This window comes from Rickettsia endosymbiont of Ceutorhynchus obstrictus (assembly GCF_964026565.1).
In the GTDB taxonomy this organism is placed as follows: Bacteria; Pseudomonadota; Alphaproteobacteria; order Rickettsiales; family Rickettsiaceae; genus Rickettsia.
Genome location: NZ_OZ032162.1, coordinates 1,647,904 through 1,666,025, shown reverse-complemented (window position 1 = coordinate 1,666,025; position 18,122 = coordinate 1,647,904). Strand labels below are relative to the sequence as shown.

The following is an 18,122-nucleotide window of genomic DNA, read 5'->3' as shown; positions in this document are numbered from 1 at the left end:
TATTAACACAATCTTAGAAATTTATCCTATACCTTACCTTTATATATAGACAAAACAACTCTTATATAGTAATATTATGTTATTTTTTAATAAACAAATTAACTTTTGTCAAGAATTCAACAATATAAGGTATATAATAATGACCGACAATTCTTCAAAACTTTTTCATAAAATACTTAAAACCGGGCTAGTATCCGCCTCAACCGCAGCATTAATGCTAGGTAGTACTGGTGCATTGGGTGCTGGTGCAAGAACCGTAGATGCAGATGCAACATTTAGTACAGGGGTAGGTCTTAATGGTGGTGGGGTTTTTGTCACTGACTCTACATTACAATATGCAGATGACGCTTTTACAGTGAATGCTAATTTAGCAGTAAATATTGCAGCAATAGATGTAAACGGTAAAGCACCTGGCTTATTTACGGTAAATGAAGTTATTTCTTTAGGTGCTGTTGGTAGTGTTGCTGCTGGTGGTGCTGCGTTCCCTGTTACTGTTAGTGATACCTTTACGTTAACCTTAACCGGTACTGCCGGCGCTGGCGTAGCTGCTCAAACTTATACCGGTCTTGGTAATATAACACTCGGAGGAGCAACTGCAGGATTAACTATTACCTCAGCTGCTCCGGCAGTAGTAACAAAACTTGCCGGGACTATAGATGGTGATGCCAATGATCACGGCGAAGTAACAGTTACTACGCCAACAAACTTTACCGGTGTAATAGGTGGAACCAAAACTTTGCTGGCTGTAACGTTTAATAACGGAAATGCTGCTGGAGGAAGTACGGCAGGCAATATATTTGCAACGACAGTAACTATAGGAGAGGATGCAGGAAATAATGCTTCGCTAGTAAAAGCCGGAGCGATAACCGGGGCAGTGAATTTTGCAGCTGATGGTGCGTTAACAGCTAATAACGGCATAACCGGTAATGTGGATTTTAATGGGCAAGATGGAACAGTTACTTTAGAAGATGAGCAAACTATTACCGGTACAGTTGATAGTAGTACAGGAGCCGGTAATTTAGGTAAATTGGTATTTATAGGAGATGGTACTGTAACTCAGGATATTGGAGCTACGAAGGCTATTAATTATATTGATATCCAGGGTGATAATAATACAGCAGTAATACTGCAAGGTAATGTTAATACACAAATTTTAAAATTTACTCAAAATGCTGCAAATGAAGCAGCAACAGTAAAAATTACCGGTAACTTTGCAGGTGCAGTAACATTTACGGGAAATGGTGCTGCTTTTGGTGACGGTGGTATTATTGAATTTAATGATGCTACCGCTAATGCAAGCCATACATTTGCCGCTACTCTTACAGGAGCGGAGAATGCAGACAATGGTCAAATAACTGTTAATACTGCTCTTTTAACAGCAACAGATAGCTCTATCGGTTTTATCGGTAGAGTTAAAATAAATGATCAGAAGGCTTTTGCAGTAGATGCAAAACTAGGAAATGTTGCGTTTGTAATAACTGACTTTAGTTTTGTAGGAAACAATTCTCAGTTAGTCTTAACTAATAGTAGCACTACTGATGATAGAACAATTACCTTTAATGATGATTTAGATCCTGGTGGAAATGTAGGAATAGTCACGCTACAAAGTAAGGGAAATAAGTTATTAACATTAAATAGTATTGACGGGACTAAAAAACTTGGAACCGGAGCTAATTTCAAAGCATTAAATGTCGATGGGCAAGTTACGATTTCAGGGGTTTTTCCCGGTGCCGGGCAGAATAGACTAGACGTAAGCGGTGCCGATCTATTAAATCTCTATAACGGTGCAACATTTACGGATGAAGGCGCTAGCTCAGGAGGAATAGCCACGATAAATGTCGGTGCGGCAAGACCCATCAGCGCTGCTACCGGTCCTGCTCTGCCTGTCGGAACAGCTAAATATATCCTCGATGTGAGTAGTTTTGCGGCAGCAAATGCAGCAGCACCAATCAATCTTCTATCAAATGCTGCTAATAACAATGTGTTAAGCTTTTTATCTGCTGCTTCAGAATTTACTATTCAAAATACAGCAGCAGCAGATCAACTAGTGATTTTCCAAAATCACGTAAAAGGCTTTGATACAGGTGGAGCAGCTGGGGGGGGGATAGTAAACTTAATCAATACTGATGCTGCTACTACTTTAATAGTAAGTGGTGCTGATGCTAAGAAAGCACAACTTGGTAATACCAATAATATAGCACAGCTTAATATCACAGGAAAAGTTCAAGTTTTAGGAAATTATGCTCCTGGAGCCGGTTATAATGCACTTGATCTTAGTAGATCTGATTTATTAAGTATCTATAAAGACGCAACATTTGTTGATGAAAGTGCTACATCAGGAAGCATAAAAAAAATAAATATCGGTGGAGCGCTTCCTGCCGGAGGTGGTGCCGGAAAAGCTATCTATGGCCTTAACGTGAGTTCAACAGCAGTAGCAGGAGCAGCAGCAGTAGCGGCAGGAGGAGTACCAATTGACATTAATCTTTTATCAGCCGCAGATCCAGCAAATGTTTTAACCTTCTTAAGTGCTGATTCGATATTTGGTATTCTGAATGTAGCAGCAGAAGATCAGAAAGTGATTTTCCAAAATCACGTAATAGGTATTAATAACGCCGGCAATGGTGGTGGTACAGTAAGCTTAATCAGCGATAATGGGGGTACTTTAACAGTAAGTGGTGCTGATACAAAGAAAGCACAGCTTGGCAATACCAATAATCTAGCAGAGCTTAATATTACCGGAAATGTTATAGTCACTGGTAATTATACTGCTGGAGTCAATTATAATGCACTGGATGTTAGCAGGTCTGATTTATTAACTGTTGGTAATGATTCATTTTTTATTGACCGGAGTAGTACTTCAGCATCAATAAAAACAATAAATATTGATGGAGATGGAGAATATAGACTTGATGTGAGCACGAAAGCAGCTTTAGCGGCAGTAGCAGGTGTTCCAGCTGCAATTAATCTTTTAAATAATGGTGGGGCAGCAAATGTTTTAACCTTTCTTAATGCTGCTTCGACATTTTCTATTTACAATACAGTAGCAGCAGATCAACAAGTGATTTTCCAGAATCACGTAGTAGGTGTTGCTGGCGGCGGTGGTCGAGTTTTCTTAGAGAGCAGCGGTGGTGGCACTTTAACAGTAAGTGGTGAAAATACTATAAAAGCAAAGATCGGTGATATTAACGATTTAACAGTACTTGATATTGCTGGAAAAGTTACAGTTACTGGTAATCCTACTCCAGGAGCAGCTACTTATAATAAACTAGACATCAGCGGAACTCCTATATTAAACGTATTTAATGGTGCTACATTTATTGATCAAAGTGCTACTTCAGATTTAATAGCAGGAAATATATTTATTGGTGAAAACCGTGGGCAGGCTGGTGATACCCCAGGTCCAGCAGCTCATGCAATAGATGTAAGCTATGCTCCGGCGGGCGCAATAAATTTATTAACAGTAGCGGATCAAATCGTGTTTAGAGATCCAAATTCAGCATATGAAATACAAAATTTAGTAAATGCTCAAGATACTACGGTGACATTACAGAATACGCTTGCTGGCGGATATGATGACGATGCAGGCAACGCAGCGAACAATGGTGGTAAAGTGTTTCTTACTAGCACTAATGCAAATACATTAACAGTTCAAAGTAAGACCGGCGGAGAGACATTCGGTGCTGGTGGAAATGCATTATCAGCACTGGGTATTGTCGGTAAGGTTACAATAGTAGGTACAGCGGGCAAAGCGGTGGATATAAGCAATACCCAGGTATTAGATGTTTATAATGGTGCTACATTTACCGATAAAAGCGCAACATCCGCAACAATAGCAGCAATAAATATTGGCGCTGATCTTGCAGGCGGAGCTGCAACCGGAGCAGCAGTGCATGTGATCGATGTAAGTACTGCAGCGGGTGCGGCGGTTAATCTTTTAGGTGATAACGTTATCTTTAAAGATGCCGGTTCAACATTGAAAATACAGAATACTGTTGCGTTTGATAAAACTGTAACTTTGACTAATAGTATAGAAGGAAATGTTCCAAACGGAGCTGGTGGTATAGTTGAGCTTAATGCCGCTACTAACAAATTAACTATTAACGGCGGAAAAACTCTTGGTACTAATGCAAATAAGTTACAAACCTTGAAGCTTTCCGGTAACGGAGAGATTGTGCTAACAGGAACAAAATATTTTGCTACAAATCTTGACTTAAGCGTTAAGGCAGTAACACTTGACGATGTTCCTCAGCATTTAGAGTTTAGTGGAGACACAATATTAACAGAGACCGGAAACATTGCTAGCGTAGATTTCAAAGGTAAGAATGCCATCATAAATATGGCTAACGGCACAAATATTACCGGCGCCGTAACCAACACTGTTGCACCTCCTACTAACAACGGAACCATAAATTTTGAGGGTACCGGCACGATCGGCGGTAATATTACCGGCCTTGCTATGTTAAAAGTCGGAGCCGGAGCGGTAACTCTTACGGCCGGCGGTCCTACCGTAATCACTGAAATTCAAGGAACCGGCACTGATACTTTAACCTTGGGACCGGACTTTAAGTTAACAGGTAGCATAAACTCGACCGGGGGGAAAGCATTAAAGCTGAACTTTACTAACGGTGGTAGCGTCAGCGGCGTTGTAGGGACTGCGGCTAATTCGGTTGGTGATATTACCACGGCGGGTGTTACAAGTTTTGCAAGCAGCGTTAATGCAAAAGGTACTGCGACATTTGGCGGAACAACAAGTTTTGCCGATACATTTAATAATACGGGAGCAGTTACTTTAGCGGCACAATCGATAAATACATTTAATAAGCAAATAACAGCAACTAGCATGGTAGCAAATAATGCTACTATGATAATTAATGCACCTATGCCAATTAGCGGTACTAATTTAACCGGTAGCGGTACTACTATTACTCTTGGTTCAAATCAGCTGCTATTATCAGCGGGAACTCAGGCGGCCTTTACCGATCAATTAACTTTAAATACCAATTTTGATGGAACAGCAAATACCGGCGGTAATATCTTAATTACTGGTGCTGGTAGTGAAATGGATTTATCAGGGGTAACAAAATTAAAAGTAGTTATTTCTACCACAAATTTTGATCTTAATAACATAAATCCAAACACTCAGTATACTTTAGCTGCGGCTGCATCTGAGGGTACTTTAAAGCAATTAGCATCAGCCGATGCTATCGAAACTGATATTGGGGCTCAGGAAAACCAATTCCTTAAATGGACTCTTAATCCGACATCTTTAGTGTTATCACCTTCTATTGTGGATAACGTAAATGATAGAATAGAAGAGGAACTAACCACAGGAGACTTGAAAGATGCGTCGCTAGGGGTGAAAGCAGATATTAGAGCTTTAGAGACTGCTACTGATCCTAATTCAGAAGGTTTCAAGTTTAAAGTAACTATGGGAAATATTTTGGATAATGAAGAGTTAACAACCAAGGTAATGAAAGCTGTGGGTGATAGCCAAGACCAAGTTCCATCTAGTGATGCAGTTAATAATACGACAGTTGCAGTTACTAATACTGTTGTAAGTGCAATGGGTTCATTAAACTCTAGGATGAATAGTTTCCAAGCTGTTAACCAACCTATAGCGGTTGCTTCCGGTGATGAAGATGAAGCTAAATTCGGTGTATGGGCTACGCCGTTTGTAGGTAATAGTACGCAAAAAATGCGTAACAATATAAATGGTAACAAAACTAACTTTGGCGGTGCCACAGTTGGTTTTGACGGTATGATAAATGATCAAGTAGTTCTTGGGGTTGCGTATACTAGAGCGGGGACTAAGATTAAGCAGAAGAATGATAAAATTGGTGATAGCAGTAAAGTAAAAAGTAATATTTACTCTATTTATGGATTATATAACTTACCAAATAATAATTTATTCTTCCAAGCTGTAGGTTCATATAGTGATAGTAGAATAAAGAGCTACTCACAGCGTTATCAACCGGTAGCGCGTAATACCCTAGCTACGCAAATAGCAAATGGTAATTACAAGTCACGTGGCTTTACCGGGCAGATTATGGCGGGGTATGATTATGTAGCACCGCAAGCAGTTAAGTTAACGCCGATGGTAGGGCTTAGATATTCTAAAGTTAAGGATAGTGGTTACACCGAAACAGGTACAACGCTGCAAAATCTAATTGTTAAAGGCAAAAACTATAATCTTGTGAATGGTCTTGCTGGAGTAAAACTGTCAAAAGATATTAATACGGGTCATATGATATTAACCCCTGAAATTTATGGGATGTTAGACTATGGCTTTAAGAACAAACTGCCAACTCCTGATGCAAGATTGCAAGGAATGACTACTCCTTTCCCGGCAAGTAAATTTAAGCCTGTTAGAACTACTTGGAATGTTGGTGCCGGCGTGACTGCTAAGTATAAGATGATGGAATACGGCATTAATTACGACGCGAATATCGCAAGTAAGTATTTCGCTCAACAAGGTAGTGTAAAAATTAGGGTGAATTTCTAAGGTAAACTGTCATGCTGTGACTTGATCACGGCATCCAGAAAATATTTATACTCATCATTGCGAGCCGCTGTTAAGCGGCGTGGCATGGCTCTTAAAAAGACCTCAACTGTCATACCGTGGCTTGTCCACGGTATCCAGAAAAGCAACTTATAATGGTATTGTTTATATATTTTCCTGGATTCCGTGAATAAATCACGGAATGACATCGTGGAATTTGCTATAAATTTGTAGCCACGCAACAACGCCTCGTTTTACAATAACTAAAAAGTCATGTTAAGTTTACCTTAGCATGACTTTTTTTATGTTATATCAATTATAAATTTGATTTTTTATAGCTTAACCTATATTTTAAATCGAGGTTCTATGCACCTAAATTATATTAATGGATAAATATGGATAAAGACAAAGCTATTGCGGCGGCGCTTGCGCAAATCGAAAAAAGTTACGGTAAAGGCTCGGTAATGAAGCTCGGCGAACGTCCGAATGTTGATATCGAAGCTATATCCACCGGTTCACTTGGGCTTGATATTGCGCTTGGGATAGGAGGCGTACCGAAAGGCAGAGTTATTGAAATTTTTGGACCTGAAAGTTCGGGAAAAACTACGTTAACACTTCATTTAATTGCCGAAGCACAAAAAAAAGGCGGCACATGTGCTTTTATCGATGCCGAACATGCGTTAGACCCGGCTTATGCCAAGAAACTAGGGGTAAATATCGACGAGCTGATTATCTCTCAACCCGATACCGGCGAGCAAGCTCTTGAGATTACCGACACTTTAGTACGCTCCGGAGCTATTGACATGGTAGTAATAGATAGCGTGGCGGCGTTAGTGCCGAAAGCGGAAATAGAGGGAGAAATGGGCGATTCTCATATGGCTTCGCAAGCAAGGCTCATGAGTCAGGCACTGCGGAAACTTACGGCTTCGATTTCCAGAACAAATTGTATTGTTATTTTTATCAATCAGATCAGGATGAAAATCGGCGTTATGTTTGGTAGCCCGGAAACTACGACCGGCGGTAACGCGTTAAAATTTTATGCATCCATACGGCTTGATATAAGAAGAATCGGCGCCATTAAGGATAAAGAAGAAGTAGTAGGTAGCCAGACGAAAGTAAAAGTTGTTAAAAACAAAGTATCACCGCCGTTTAGAACTGCAGAATTTGATATAATGTACGGCTCCGGTATTTCAAAGGAAGGAGAAATGATTGACCTTGGCGTTAAACTTGAACTGATTGAAAAATCAGGCTCGTGGTTTTCTTATAGAGAAACAAGAATCGGGCAAGGGCGGGAGAACGTCAAACAATATTTAAAGGAACATCCGGAAATTTCTACGGAAATTGAACGGCTAATACGCCAAAAATCTTCACAAATCAGTAAGGTAAGTTTAGATAGTGAAGAAGAATAAGCACAGATAGTAAAACGTTCTTGATGTCATTGCTGCGTGGATATCTCAAACGTCATTGCGAGGAGTCGTAGGCATTGTTGCATGGCTACCAGAATCGTCATTGCGAGGAGGCACAAAGTGCCGACGCGGCAATCAAGTATAAACATATTTTTATACTAAACTTGTTTAGTATTCTAATTAAATCCCGAATGTAATTCGGGATAGCCTGGATTGCCGCAGCCACTTCGTGGCTTCGCAATGACGAGTTTTTTATTAATTTTCGAGCCATGCAACAATGCCTAGCGGGAATCCAGGCTTTTCTTTGTCATGCTGAACTTGTTTCAGCATCTTTAGTAGATCCTGAAATAAATTCAGGATGACTATAATTTTTCTGGATTCCCGCGCAGGCGGGAATGACATCGAATGCAAGAGATGCTGAAACAAGTTCAGCATGACAAAAATTAGATTGCCACGGATATAGCTAGCATATCCTCCCAATGACGGGATTTTTTTGTTAATTTCTTATTTACGCAAACAATGCAGCGCGGGAATGATATCAAAAATCCGATTCTTCCAGGCTTTTGGTCCAATTTTGTAAAGGAAAATAAAAATGATAGATTTAACAAATAAAACAGCTTTAATTACCGGTGCAACGGGTGCTATCGGCGGCGCCATTGCTAAATTAATGCATAAACTCGGAAGTCATGTAATTATTAGCGGTAGTAATGAAGAAAAATTAAAGAGTCTAGGGAGTATTTTAAAAGATAATTATACCGCGATAACATGCGACTTAGCAAATCCCGATGAATGCGCTAATTTAATAGCCGCTGCCCCGCAGCTAGATATTTTAGTATGTAATGCGGGTATTACTAAGGATATGTTAGCTATAAGAATGAAAGATGAGGAATTTGATAAAGTTATCGATATAAATTTAAAAGCTAATTTTATTTTAAATCGTGAAGCTATAAAGAAAATGATGCCGAATAAATACGGTCGGATAATTAATATAGCTTCGGTAGTTGCGGTTTCCGGTAATGCGGGACAAGCTAATTATTGTGCTTCAAAAGCAGGGCTTATCGGTATGACCAAATCTTTAGCCTATGAAGTTGCAACCCGCGGGATAACAATTAATGCAGTAGCCCCCGGTTTTATTGAGTCTAATATGACCGGTAAATTAAATGAAGCGCAGAAAGAAGCTATATTACAAAAGATTCCTCTTAAAGCTTACGGTAAACCCGAAGACATAGCAAATGCGGTAGCCTTTTTAGCAAGTGACGAGGCTGCTTACGTTACGGGTCAAACTATTCACGTAAATGGCGGTATGCTGATGGTATAACCATCAGTTTACTAACGGAGATTTGAATTAAATTTAAGGAAATTTACTATATAGATTGACGATAAAGATTAATATGATTATTTTATGCTAGCATAAAATAATTTTTTATGCTAAAAGTTTTGATTTAAGGTAAGGCTTTTTTGAATTTAGGTAAGGTACAGCTAAATTCAGAAAGCTTCAGACAAGATGAATTTGAGGAAGAGCTAAGCTACCGTACTTAAAGTACGTGAGTACAGGCGAATGCCGAAAAATTCACTTGTATCAAGCTTTCTGAATGACGCTGTATACTCTTCTTCACACCACTTGAGTATGGCGTTTATCTAAAAATAAGCCGCTCTTTTTAAGTTCAAGGGAATATATTTTTTTGCTTTCAAGAATATTTAATTCTTGAAGATATAGAAATATAAACAATTTATTTAGTTTAAACGATTTACGGAGTTCAATTATGAGTACAATGAATAGTGTCGAACAAGATGTTATTGAAATTGTTGCTATTACGTTAGGAGTAAAAAAAGATACGATAAGTGCTGAATCACGATTAAAAGAGGACCTTAAAGCTGACAGTTTAAGTACGGTCGAATTGATGATGACAATAGAGGCTAAATATAAAATTGATATATCCGATGAAGAAGCAAGTAAAATACTAACCGTATCGGATGTTGTAAACTATATCCAAAAACAACAATCTATATCTGCGTAAACTAATTTTCTAATCTGAAATTTTTGAAAATATAAGAAAATGTCAACTAAAAGAGTAGTTATTACCGGGCTTGGACTTGTTACTCCTCTAGGGCTTGATGTAAAATTATCTTGGAACGGTATTATAGAGGGGCGTAGCGGAATCAAAACTATTACGGAATTTGATACTTCAAATCTTGCCTGTAAAATTGCCGGTCTTATTGATAGTTCAGAAGAACACGGTTTTAAGCTTGAGAATTTTACCGATCCCGCAGAGGTAAACAAGTTAAGTAAAATGGATAGATTTATCCATTACGGAGTTGCTGCGGCAACCGAAGCAATCGAAGATAGCGGTTGGCTACCTAAGGATGAAGCATCTTGTGATAGAACCGGTTTAATACTCGGTTCCGGCATCGGCGGTCTTAAGATGATAGAGGACACCTCCGTAAAATTGCATCAAGAAAATAACGGAAAAGTTAGTCCGTTTTTTATACCTGCTTCCTTAATCAATCTTTTATCCGGTCTTGTTTCTATAAAATACGGCTTTAGCGGTCCAAATCAAGCGGCAGTAACTGCTTGTTCTACCGGAGCGCATGCTATAGGCGATGCCATGCGCATTATAAAATACGGTTATGCGGATGTTATGATTGCCGGCGGCGCAGAAGCTCCGGTAACACCGGTAGGAGTAGCGGGATTTGTTGCGGCAAGGGCTTTATCTACAAAATATAATGATATTCCTGAATTTGCTTCCAGACCTTGGGATCAAAATCGTAACGGTTTTGTCATGGGGGAAGGAGCCGGAGTCGTAGTTTTGGAAGAATATGAGCATGCAGTTAGAAGAGGTGCTAAAATTTACGCGGAGATTGTCGGGTACGGCTCAACGGGTGATGCGTATCATATTACTTCTCCGCATCCTGAAGGAAAAGGAGCTTATAAAGCAATGAGTAATGCTCTTAAGGATGCTAATATCCCTGCTGAGATGATTAATTATATTAATGCTCATGGGACTTCAACAATAATAGGTGATGCAATTGAATTAGCAGCGGTACAAAGATTATTTTTAGAAGCTAATCCAAAAGTTTTAATGTCTTCCACAAAATCATCGATCGGTCACTTACTGGGAGCTGCCGGAAGTGTTGAGCTAATATTTTCTATTCTGGCAATTCAAGATCAAATCGCGCCGCCGACATTGAATTTAGAAAACCCCATGGAAGAAGTTAAAATAGACTTAGTAGGGTTGCAAGCTAAAAAAGCAAAAATCGATTATGTTTTATCTAATTCTTTCGGCTTTGGCGGTACTAATGCAAGTTTAGTAATAAAGAAAGTTTAGGATTTTAGACTCTATCTATCATAGGTGGGTAGCCCCCACACCGTCATTGCGAGGAGGGACGTAATCCCGACGTGGCAATCCGGGAAAAAATTAGTACAAAATGCTATGTAAATTATTATTTTCCGGATTGCCGCACTCCCTTTGGTCGCAGCTTTGTTGCATAGCTCAAAAAGTAATAAAAATCCGTCATAGCGAAGCCACGAAGTGGCTGTGGCCATCCAGACTATCCCGAATTACATTCGGGATTTAATTAGAATACTAAACAAGTTTAGTATAAAAATATATTTATACTTAGATGGCCACGGCGCCAAGAGGCGCCTCGCCATGACGATTCTGGTAGCCATACAACAAAGCCCGCTGCAGCTAGGAATGACATCAGAAATATTTGTCAAAAATACACTTTCTAATTTGCCTTTATACCCCTTCCACAAATAAATTTTATGACGCCGATATATTATATTAAAAACGGTAATTTAAATTTTGCCGATAAAGTTATTTTATCAAACCTAGAGCTTTACCTTTATAAAGGTGATAAAATTTGTCTAGTCGGTCGTAACGGCTGCGGTAAATCTAGCCTTATGAAAGTAATATCAGGAACTTATGAATTAGATAAAGGCGAGTTATTTAAAGACCCTATCGCGGAAGTAGGCTATTTAACACAAGATGTTATCAATAATTTAAGCGTTAGTGTTTACGATTTTATTGCAGCTGCAGCTCTTGATAAAAAAATAGATAAATATCAAATCGATATAATTTTAGAAAAATTAGAAATCAAAGGGAGTGATAATTTATCTGCTTATTCAGGTGGGCAGATTAGAAGAGCCTACCTTGCTAAAGCTTTAGTATTAGAGCCAGAAATATTATTGCTTGACGAGCCGACTAATCACCTTGATATCAAAACAATTGAGTGGTTAGAAGAATTTGTTAAATCTTATAGCGGTGCTATTATTTGCGTTAGCCATGATAGAGCTTTTTTATCAAACGTTACTAACAAAATTTGGTGGCTTGATCGCGGAGTTTTGCGTAAATCCGAGCAAGGCTTTAAATATTTCGATGAATGGCAAACAATTATCGTGGCACAAGAAGAAGCGACTTTAAGAAAATTAAATAAAAAATTAGAGCAAGAAAATGATTGGTTAAATGCCGGAGTTACGGCTAGACGTAAACGAAATCAAAAGAGGCTCGGCGAGCTTAGAGCTTTAAGAGAAATATCAAGAGAGCATGCAGAAAAGTTATCTAGATCAAAGCAAAAAATCCAAGCAGAACTTACGGAAAATATTGCTAAAAGCAAATTTATTATAGAAGTAGATAGTGTTTCCTTTGGTTATAACGGTAATAAGATTATCGATAATTTTAGTTTTCGAGTGAAAAAAGGCGAAAAAATAGGAGTAATCGGAGCAAACGGCTCAGGAAAATCGACATTCATCAAATTATTAACTAAGCAACTATCGCCCGAAACCGGTAAAGTGATATATGGCGGTAATTTAGATATCTCCTATTTTGATCAACATCGAGAAAAGCTAAATCCTAACCGTACTTTGCAGCAAACTTTGTGTCCCACCGGTGGTGATCAGATATTTTTGCCCGGGAAAACTATGCATGTAGCCGGTTATTTGAAACAATTTATGTTTGACCCGAAGCTGCTTAATGCTAAAACCTCTATTTTATCCGGTGGCGAAGCGAATAGATTATTACTTGCCGGAATTTTAATTAATCCGGGGAATTTGCTTATTTTAGATGAGCCAACCAACGATTTGGATATGGATAGCTTAGAAATTTTGCTAGATATACTTGCAGATTATTCGGGAACATTAATAGTTGTTAGCCATGATCGTGATTTTTTAGATAAATTAGCTACTAGGACTTTAGTTTTTACGCAAGGAAAAATTATTGATTTAACAGGAGGTTATGAAGATTATAAACAATATTTTTCAAGCGCGCCTTCTACAAAAAAACTTACAAAACCCCCTTCCTCCTCGCCTTCCTATAAAGAATCTCAAAATAAAAAACTATCTTATAAATATCAACGTTTACTTGAAACTTTGCCGTTAGAAATAGAAAAATTAGAATTACAAATTAAAAATTTAGAAACAGAACTTTATGATAGTAATTTATATTTAGCCGATCCTGCTAAGTATAATCTGATAACACGGCAATTAAGTTTGTATAAGCAGCAGCGAGATTTGTTATTAAATGAATGGCTGGAGATTCAGGAATAATACTTTACTAAAATACTTTAATATCTCTTGACTGATGTATTAAGATTTGTTAACGTATTTAGTAACTAAAAGATGGTAATCATTATGCTAAGTGTAAACGAGATTATAAAGGAAAAATTAAACAAATTAAAAACAGAATTGGAAAATGTATATTCTCGCGTGCAGGCTGATTATCTTTTAGGAGATATAAAAAGTCTGGCTAATGAAGCTGCAGCAAACGGTATAACAGTTGATATATCGGGACTTGAAAAAGCAGTTGAAACTAAAGTTAAAAGCTTTGAAGTAGATAAAGATATCGATAAAATTCAAGATCAAGAGGAGCAAATCTTAAAAGCAAAAAGGGTGCAAGAGCTTATAGAGAGGGAAGAAAAAGAAGCGCGAGAAAAAATCTTAAAGATTAATAATTTATATAAGAATTTTAAACAAAATATTGATGAAAACATTGATTGGTACAAAGAGAAAAATAAAGACTTAGACAAGGTAACGAATAAGTTAAAAAATGAGGGTGTTGTAGATCACGATCTATTAGATAGTAATTTACTAAGCCATGAGGAAATAAAAGAGAAACACACGCGACATAAACAAATTTATGCCGATAATGAAAAAGTAAATGCGGAGTACAAACAAATTCATGATGAGTTAAAAGGTATAAATCACGAAATCAAAAAAGTAAAAGAGCAGCTTAAAAGAAAAAATTTAAAACCGGAAGAAGTTAAAAATTTGCAAGATGAATTAGCATATAATCAAGAAATATTAAAAATACGTACGTCCTTAGCAGAAAAAATAAATCACGTTAAAAAGCAATCTGATAAAGAAGTAGCTGAACATGAAACTCATAAATTAGCTCATCAAGAAAAAATAGAGAAGTTAGGTAAAGTAATAGCCACGTGGCATGAGAAAGAACCGACGAAATATCAGGACGCTAAAGAAAAACATCAAGCATTACAAAATCAACATGCCGCAATTATGAGTAACGGGGTAGTTAAGGATATTGACCATCATAATAAGGTATTGAACTGGCAGGTAGCAAGTAAAATAAAAAAGCAAATACAAGGAAAGGAACAAGGGAAAAACTATACTACTACTTTATATCCTTCTAAGACTCCGAATAGCAATTTGCCGAATTCTAAAACCAGAACTATATAATAATTAATTTTAACCATAATAAAGAGGATAATATGACGTTAAGTAAAGAAGAAAGAGAAAAAAAACTTAAGGAGATAAGAGAAAAAACAGCACAACAAAGCCGAGATATAGATACTTTACATCAGCAGGCCAGTACAAATGTCAATAATGTTATTGCAGCAACACAAGCAGCAACTAATGATCTCGCTCAGGTAATTAGTAAGCTTGAGAAAGACCAGGTAAGTACAATAGGGGAACCAAGCAGTAGTTGCTGTAGTATACATTAAGTATTTTTTTCTTAATTTTAAGTTTTTGATGTCATTCGCGCGGCATTGTGGCGTTGGTTGCAATGACGATTCCGGTAGCCATGCAACAATGCCGGTCTACGCAACTGCTGTAGGGATAAATCGAACCGGCTTCATTCCCCTTAAACCGGGACACGCTCCCCGCCTTTAGCTAGAATATTCCTTATCAAATAAACCAGCAGATAAAATAGCGGGATAGTTACGATTACAAAAAATAATTTAAATAAGTAGCTATTAAATATCAAGGGCAGCATTTGTGAATAAGGTATTACATCTCCGGAGATTGTGATGAACGTAACCGCAATTACCGTATCGATAAATAATGATATTGCAGAGCTTAAACTCCTTAAAAAAAGATATTTATCGCCGGTGAGCTTGCGAATTAATAAATAAAGATTAATATCGACAAGTTGGGCAGTGTAATTTGCTATCAACGACCCGACTAATGTAATACTATACATGCCAAATACTTTATTAAATAGGTGGTTATCGAGCTTTGACCAGCTAGTTGCATCTAATTTATTCATTAGCATTAAAATTAAAGATACCGAAATACTCATCGTTAATGCAAGTCTAATACAAAATTTTGCTTTTGCTTTACCGTAAAATTCAACGATTAAATTGGTTATTAGAAATGTTAGCGGATAGAAAATTACCCCCACCGATAATTCAAATGTATGAAAAGGTAGAATCGGTAAATACACAAATTTTTGATATATGAAATTGACGACTATTAATAATACCGTGAATAGAGTGCATAAAGTAATGTACATCTTTTCCATTAGGGTATTTGACTGCATTATTTATTATTTTTTTGATAGTTAAGATTAAATAATACTACCATAAAATAAGCTAAAATAGCAAAGCCGCAAAGATATAAAATAGGAAATAGATTAAAATTAAATGATTTCATTGATAATAAACAGATATAATTAGCGGTGCCGGACATTAACATTGAGCCGACGGTATGACCGAAACTTATTACGCGGTAACGCTCTTTAACCGGAAAAGCTTGAATAACGACGCTATGAGCAAGGGCATTAAAGGGAGCGACGGAAGCAGCGAGCATTAGGCAAGCGGCAAGTCCTAAATTAGTCATTTGGTAATAAACCGCAACAATAAAAAAACTACTCGCAATAATCGTACCTAGAAGAGCAGTTTTTACCACTATCATAGCACCCAAGCGATCGGCTATCAAGCCGGCAATCGGCATAAACACTGCAAAGCACATTACTATTAACACCGAGAAACTACTAATAATAAAAACGGTTTGAGGTAACACCATCGGTAAATATTGCTTCATAAAAATAATAGATATCTGATATGTTACTCCAAAGCCTCCCGCTAAAAATATTAGCATTAAAATAACTTGCCATTGTTTTTTGATTAAGGAAGTAAATTCTTCGGTAACTAATTGCTTGTTTTTAGTCTCTTTAAATTCAGGTGTTTCGTCAAATTTTTGTCGGTAATAGATAGTTACCAAAGCAAGCGGTAAGCTTAATAAAAACGGAATACGCCAACCCCAATCGGGAAAAATATGAGTGTTAAAAAAATTAGTTGTGCCGATCCCGATTAATAAACCGATAACGCCGGTGCATCTAGTGATAGCTGAAGCGGTAAATTGGAATTTAGGACCTAAATGTTCAATAACGTAAATTGCCGCACCGTCATATTCGCCGGCGATAAAGATACCTTGCATAAAGCGGCATAAAACTAAAATTATCGTACTCCAAATACCGATTGAAGAATATTCGGGTAATAAACCGATTATTGCGGTCGGAATTACAATACCGATAATAGTAATGCTTAATGCTACCTTACGACCGTATAAATCCCCTATTCGCCCGAAAATAAACGCGCCGATAGGTTTTGATAAATAGGCAACCGCGTAAACGGCAAAAACATTTATTAAGCTCGTTAAATGATCGGTAGCTAGGAAAAATTTCTCGGCAATGATGCCGGCAGAAAAACCGTATAAGCTATAATCGTAATATTCAATGATAGTGCCTAAAAAAGCCCCGATAACTTTATTGTAGGCTTTTTTAGGCGGTGATTTTGTTGTCATGTGAAGGTTTTGTTGTTGTTTGGTAAGTATGGTGTCATGCCGTGGTCGTAGCGGCGTTGTTGCATGGCTCGAAATCATTATAAAAATCGTCATTGCGAGGAGCGTAGCGACGCGGCAATCTAGAAAAAACAATGGTTTTCAGAGCATTTTTAGCTATTTTTTCCTGGATTGCCGCGTCGATGCTACGCATCTCCTCGCAATGACGGCTAAAAAATCGAGCCATGCAACAACACTGGTCGTAGCCACGGCATGACAAAGTTATCTTATACTACTACTCAGCATCCATTTGTTTTTTTCATGAACTTTAAGCCTGTTTATTAACATATCAGCAGTTCCCTCGTCACCTTCTTCTTGAGAAATTTTAACACCTTTATAAAGCGTAGCAATGATAATTTCTTGATCATGAACTAAATCTTTAAGCATTGCAGTTGAGTTAGAATTTATATTTGGCTCTTTAATAGAAGTATGTTTCATTAAATCAGATAAAGGCGATACTTTGGACTTAAGTGTACGGATTCTTTCGGCGAGTTCGTCTATGCCCTCCGCTAAATCTTCATATTGTCCTTCAAACAATAAATGCAAGCTTCTAAATTCTAGTCCTTCCACATTCCAATGATAATTTTGGGTTTTTAAATATAAAGCGTAACTATCGGCTAAAATTACCTCCAAAGCTTTTATTGTACTCATGTTAATACCTATTATTTATTGATAGTTTTTTAATGAGTTTATAACATTTTTCTCAATATTACCATTAATACTTAAACAAAAATTTTACTTGTAAATTAATAAAATTTGAGTTAACGTGTACATGTTATATGTACATTAAGTAAAAATTTTATGAAATCCATTAGTTGCACCTCTCTTAGAAAAAATTTGAGTTCTGTACTCAATACCGTAGAACATGATCATATTGCCTATCTTATTAAAAGAAAGAATCATAAAAATATAATTCTTTTAACAGAAGAAGAATATGAATCTACTCAAGAAACATTATATTTATTGTCTAATCCAATTAATGCCAATCGAATAAAGGAATCTATTGAACAAGCAAAGCAAGCAAAATTTGTTTATACATCGGCAATTAACTGAGGTGCTGTTGGATGGCTCATAATTTACCGTATTATGGTTATTACAAGTATGGTGTCATACCGTGGCTTGACCACGGTATCCAGAAAAA

At 37.3% G+C, this 18,122-nt stretch carries 19 protein-coding genes; 11 read left to right on the top strand and 8 right to left on the bottom strand.

Annotation, left to right across the window (positions count from 1 at the left end; translation table 11 throughout):
• Positions 1 to 139: 139 nt before the first annotated feature.
• Entirely contained in the window at positions 140 to 6,502 is a 6,363-nt protein-coding gene (locus AAGD64_RS09585; protein WP_341793255.1) for an autotransporter outer membrane beta-barrel domain-containing protein, read from the top strand.
• On the opposite strand, the gene AAGD64_RS09580 is transcribed toward AAGD64_RS09585, so the two are convergent.
• A complete protein-coding gene (locus AAGD64_RS09580) occupies positions 6,499 to 6,741 on the bottom strand; it encodes a hypothetical protein (protein ID WP_341793254.1) in 243 nt (80 codons plus the stop codon). The genes AAGD64_RS09585 and AAGD64_RS09580 overlap by 4 nt on opposite strands.
• A gap of 153 nt (positions 6,742 to 6,894) precedes the next feature.
• On the opposite strand from AAGD64_RS09580, the gene recA reads away from it, so the two are divergent.
• A complete protein-coding gene (gene recA, locus AAGD64_RS09575; RefSeq protein WP_253308360.1) occupies positions 6,895 to 7,908 on the top strand; it encodes a recombinase RecA in 1,014 nt (337 codons plus the stop codon).
• 97 nt (positions 7,909 to 8,005) lie between these two features.
• Here recA and AAGD64_RS09570 read toward each other — a convergent pair whose 3' ends face one another.
• Together AAGD64_RS09570 and AAGD64_RS09565 are read right to left on the bottom strand one after the other, a co-directional pair.
• The gene (locus AAGD64_RS09570; RefSeq protein WP_341793253.1) at positions 8,006 to 8,176 is read right to left on the bottom strand and encodes a hypothetical protein; all 171 of its coding nucleotides are present in this window, start codon (positions 8,174 to 8,176) and stop codon (positions 8,006 to 8,008) included.
• On the bottom strand, positions 8,161 to 8,385 hold the full coding sequence (locus AAGD64_RS09565) for a hypothetical protein (protein WP_341793252.1): 225 nt from the start codon (positions 8,383 to 8,385) through the stop codon (positions 8,161 to 8,163). The genes AAGD64_RS09570 and AAGD64_RS09565 overlap by 16 nt, the downstream gene beginning before the upstream one ends.
• Before the next feature lie 112 nt (positions 8,386 to 8,497).
• Here AAGD64_RS09565 and fabG point away from each other — a divergent pair, with 112 nt between their 5' ends.
• The 3 genes from fabG to fabF all read left to right on the top strand — a co-directional run bounded on the left by fabG (position 8,498) and on the right by fabF (position 11,231).
• The gene (gene fabG, locus AAGD64_RS09560) at positions 8,498 to 9,223 is read left to right on the top strand and encodes a 3-oxoacyl-ACP reductase FabG (RefSeq protein ID WP_341793251.1); all 726 of its coding nucleotides are present in this window, start codon (positions 8,498 to 8,500) and stop codon (positions 9,221 to 9,223) included.
• Between the two features lie 445 nt (positions 9,224 to 9,668).
• Positions 9,669 to 9,923 (top strand): acyl carrier protein, encoded by a 255-nt coding sequence (gene acpP, locus AAGD64_RS09550; protein WP_253308362.1) that lies wholly within the window; start codon positions 9,669 to 9,671, stop codon positions 9,921 to 9,923.
• Between the two features lie 39 nt (positions 9,924 to 9,962).
• Positions 9,963 to 11,231 (top strand): beta-ketoacyl-ACP synthase II, encoded by a 1,269-nt coding sequence (gene fabF / locus AAGD64_RS09545; RefSeq protein WP_341793250.1) that lies wholly within the window; start codon positions 9,963 to 9,965, stop codon positions 11,229 to 11,231.
• Positions 11,232 to 11,242: 11 nt separating this feature from the next.
• Here fabF and AAGD64_RS09540 read toward each other — a convergent pair whose 3' ends face one another.
• Positions 11,243 to 11,449: a hypothetical protein gene (locus AAGD64_RS09540; RefSeq protein ID WP_341793249.1), complete on the bottom strand. Its 207-nt coding sequence runs from the start codon at positions 11,447 to 11,449 to the stop codon at positions 11,243 to 11,245.
• Between AAGD64_RS09540 and AAGD64_RS09535 the strand changes: the two genes are divergently transcribed.
• The 5 genes from AAGD64_RS09535 to AAGD64_RS09515 all read left to right on the top strand — a co-directional run bounded on the left by AAGD64_RS09535 (position 11,436) and on the right by AAGD64_RS09515 (position 15,031).
• Positions 11,436 to 11,666: a hypothetical protein gene (locus AAGD64_RS09535; protein ID WP_341793248.1), complete on the top strand. Its 231-nt coding sequence runs from the start codon at positions 11,436 to 11,438 to the stop codon at positions 11,664 to 11,666. The genes AAGD64_RS09540 and AAGD64_RS09535 overlap by 14 nt on opposite strands.
• A 5-nt stretch (positions 11,667 to 11,671) precedes the next feature.
• Entirely contained in the window at positions 11,672 to 13,450 is a 1,779-nt protein-coding gene (locus AAGD64_RS09530) for an ABC-F family ATP-binding cassette domain-containing protein (protein ID WP_253308364.1), read from the top strand.
• A gap of 84 nt (positions 13,451 to 13,534) precedes the next feature.
• Positions 13,535 to 14,596: a hypothetical protein gene (locus AAGD64_RS09525; RefSeq protein ID WP_341793247.1), complete on the top strand. Its 1,062-nt coding sequence runs from the start codon at positions 13,535 to 13,537 to the stop codon at positions 14,594 to 14,596.
• Positions 14,597 to 14,628: 32 nt separating this feature from the next.
• On the top strand, positions 14,629 to 14,862 hold the full coding sequence (locus AAGD64_RS09520; RefSeq protein WP_341793246.1) for a hypothetical protein: 234 nt from the start codon (positions 14,629 to 14,631) through the stop codon (positions 14,860 to 14,862).
• Positions 14,863 to 14,890: 28 nt separating this feature from the next.
• Positions 14,891 to 15,031: a hypothetical protein gene (locus AAGD64_RS09515; RefSeq protein WP_341793245.1), complete on the top strand. Its 141-nt coding sequence runs from the start codon at positions 14,891 to 14,893 to the stop codon at positions 15,029 to 15,031.
• On the opposite strand, the gene AAGD64_RS09510 is transcribed toward AAGD64_RS09515, so the two are convergent.
• From AAGD64_RS09510 to AAGD64_RS09495, 4 genes are read right to left on the bottom strand one after another with little or no spacing between them, the layout of a single operon-like run.
• Complete coding sequence (locus AAGD64_RS09510; protein WP_341793244.1) at positions 15,003 to 15,653, bottom strand: queuosine precursor transporter; 651 nt, start codon at positions 15,651 to 15,653, stop codon at positions 15,003 to 15,005. The genes AAGD64_RS09515 and AAGD64_RS09510 overlap by 29 nt on opposite strands.
• Before the next feature lie 26 nt (positions 15,654 to 15,679).
• Positions 15,680 to 16,945, bottom strand: a complete 1,266-nt coding sequence (locus tag AAGD64_RS09505; protein ID WP_341794200.1) for an MFS transporter — start codon at positions 16,943 to 16,945, stop codon at positions 15,680 to 15,682.
• Positions 16,946 to 16,979: 34 nt separating this feature from the next.
• Positions 16,980 to 17,168 (bottom strand): hypothetical protein, encoded by a 189-nt coding sequence (locus tag AAGD64_RS09500; RefSeq protein ID WP_341793243.1) that lies wholly within the window; start codon positions 17,166 to 17,168, stop codon positions 16,980 to 16,982.
• A gap of 35 nt (positions 17,169 to 17,203) precedes the next feature.
• The gene (locus tag AAGD64_RS09495; RefSeq protein WP_341793242.1) at positions 17,204 to 17,632 is read right to left on the bottom strand and encodes a Dps family protein; all 429 of its coding nucleotides are present in this window, start codon (positions 17,630 to 17,632) and stop codon (positions 17,204 to 17,206) included.
• Positions 17,633 to 17,782: 150 nt separating this feature from the next.
• On the opposite strand from AAGD64_RS09495, the gene AAGD64_RS09490 reads away from it, so the two are divergent.
• Positions 17,783 to 18,034: a type II toxin-antitoxin system Phd/YefM family antitoxin gene (locus AAGD64_RS09490; RefSeq protein WP_253308369.1), complete on the top strand. Its 252-nt coding sequence runs from the start codon at positions 17,783 to 17,785 to the stop codon at positions 18,032 to 18,034.
• The last annotated feature ends 88 nt before the right edge of the window (positions 18,035 to 18,122 follow it).

Excerpts from the sequence above, each read along its gene's own strand:
- AAGD64_RS09585 (WP_341793255.1), top strand. The coding sequence starts at position 140 with ATGACCGACAATTCTTCAAAACTTTTTCATAAAATACTTAAAACCGGG.
- recA (WP_253308360.1), top strand. The coding sequence starts at position 6,895 with ATGGATAAAGACAAAGCTATTGCGGCGGCGCTTGCGCAAATCGAAAAA.
- AAGD64_RS09570 (WP_341793253.1), bottom strand. The coding sequence starts at position 8,176 with ATGGCTCGAAAATTAATAAAAAACTCGTCATTGCGAAGCCACGAAGTG.
- fabG (WP_341793251.1), top strand. The coding sequence starts at position 8,498 with ATGATAGATTTAACAAATAAAACAGCTTTAATTACCGGTGCAACGGGT.
- acpP (WP_253308362.1), top strand. The coding sequence starts at position 9,669 with ATGAGTACAATGAATAGTGTCGAACAAGATGTTATTGAAATTGTTGCT.
- fabF (WP_341793250.1), top strand. The coding sequence starts at position 9,963 with ATGTCAACTAAAAGAGTAGTTATTACCGGGCTTGGACTTGTTACTCCT.
- AAGD64_RS09540 (WP_341793249.1), bottom strand. The coding sequence starts at position 11,449 with ATGGCCACAGCCACTTCGTGGCTTCGCTATGACGGATTTTTATTACTT.
- AAGD64_RS09530 (WP_253308364.1), top strand. The coding sequence starts at position 11,672 with ATGACGCCGATATATTATATTAAAAACGGTAATTTAAATTTTGCCGAT.
- AAGD64_RS09525 (WP_341793247.1), top strand. The coding sequence starts at position 13,535 with ATGCTAAGTGTAAACGAGATTATAAAGGAAAAATTAAACAAATTAAAA.
- AAGD64_RS09520 (WP_341793246.1), top strand. The coding sequence starts at position 14,629 with ATGACGTTAAGTAAAGAAGAAAGAGAAAAAAAACTTAAGGAGATAAGA.
- AAGD64_RS09515 (WP_341793245.1), top strand. The coding sequence starts at position 14,891 with ATGTCATTCGCGCGGCATTGTGGCGTTGGTTGCAATGACGATTCCGGT.
- AAGD64_RS09510 (WP_341793244.1), bottom strand. The coding sequence starts at position 15,653 with ATGTACATTACTTTATGCACTCTATTCACGGTATTATTAATAGTCGTC.
- AAGD64_RS09505 (WP_341794200.1), bottom strand. The coding sequence starts at position 16,945 with ATGACAACAAAATCACCGCCTAAAAAAGCCTACAATAAAGTTATCGGG.
- AAGD64_RS09500 (WP_341793243.1), bottom strand. The coding sequence starts at position 17,168 with ATGGCTCGATTTTTTAGCCGTCATTGCGAGGAGATGCGTAGCATCGAC.
- AAGD64_RS09495 (WP_341793242.1), bottom strand. The coding sequence starts at position 17,632 with ATGAGTACAATAAAAGCTTTGGAGGTAATTTTAGCCGATAGTTACGCT.
- AAGD64_RS09490 (WP_253308369.1), top strand. The coding sequence starts at position 17,783 with ATGAAATCCATTAGTTGCACCTCTCTTAGAAAAAATTTGAGTTCTGTA.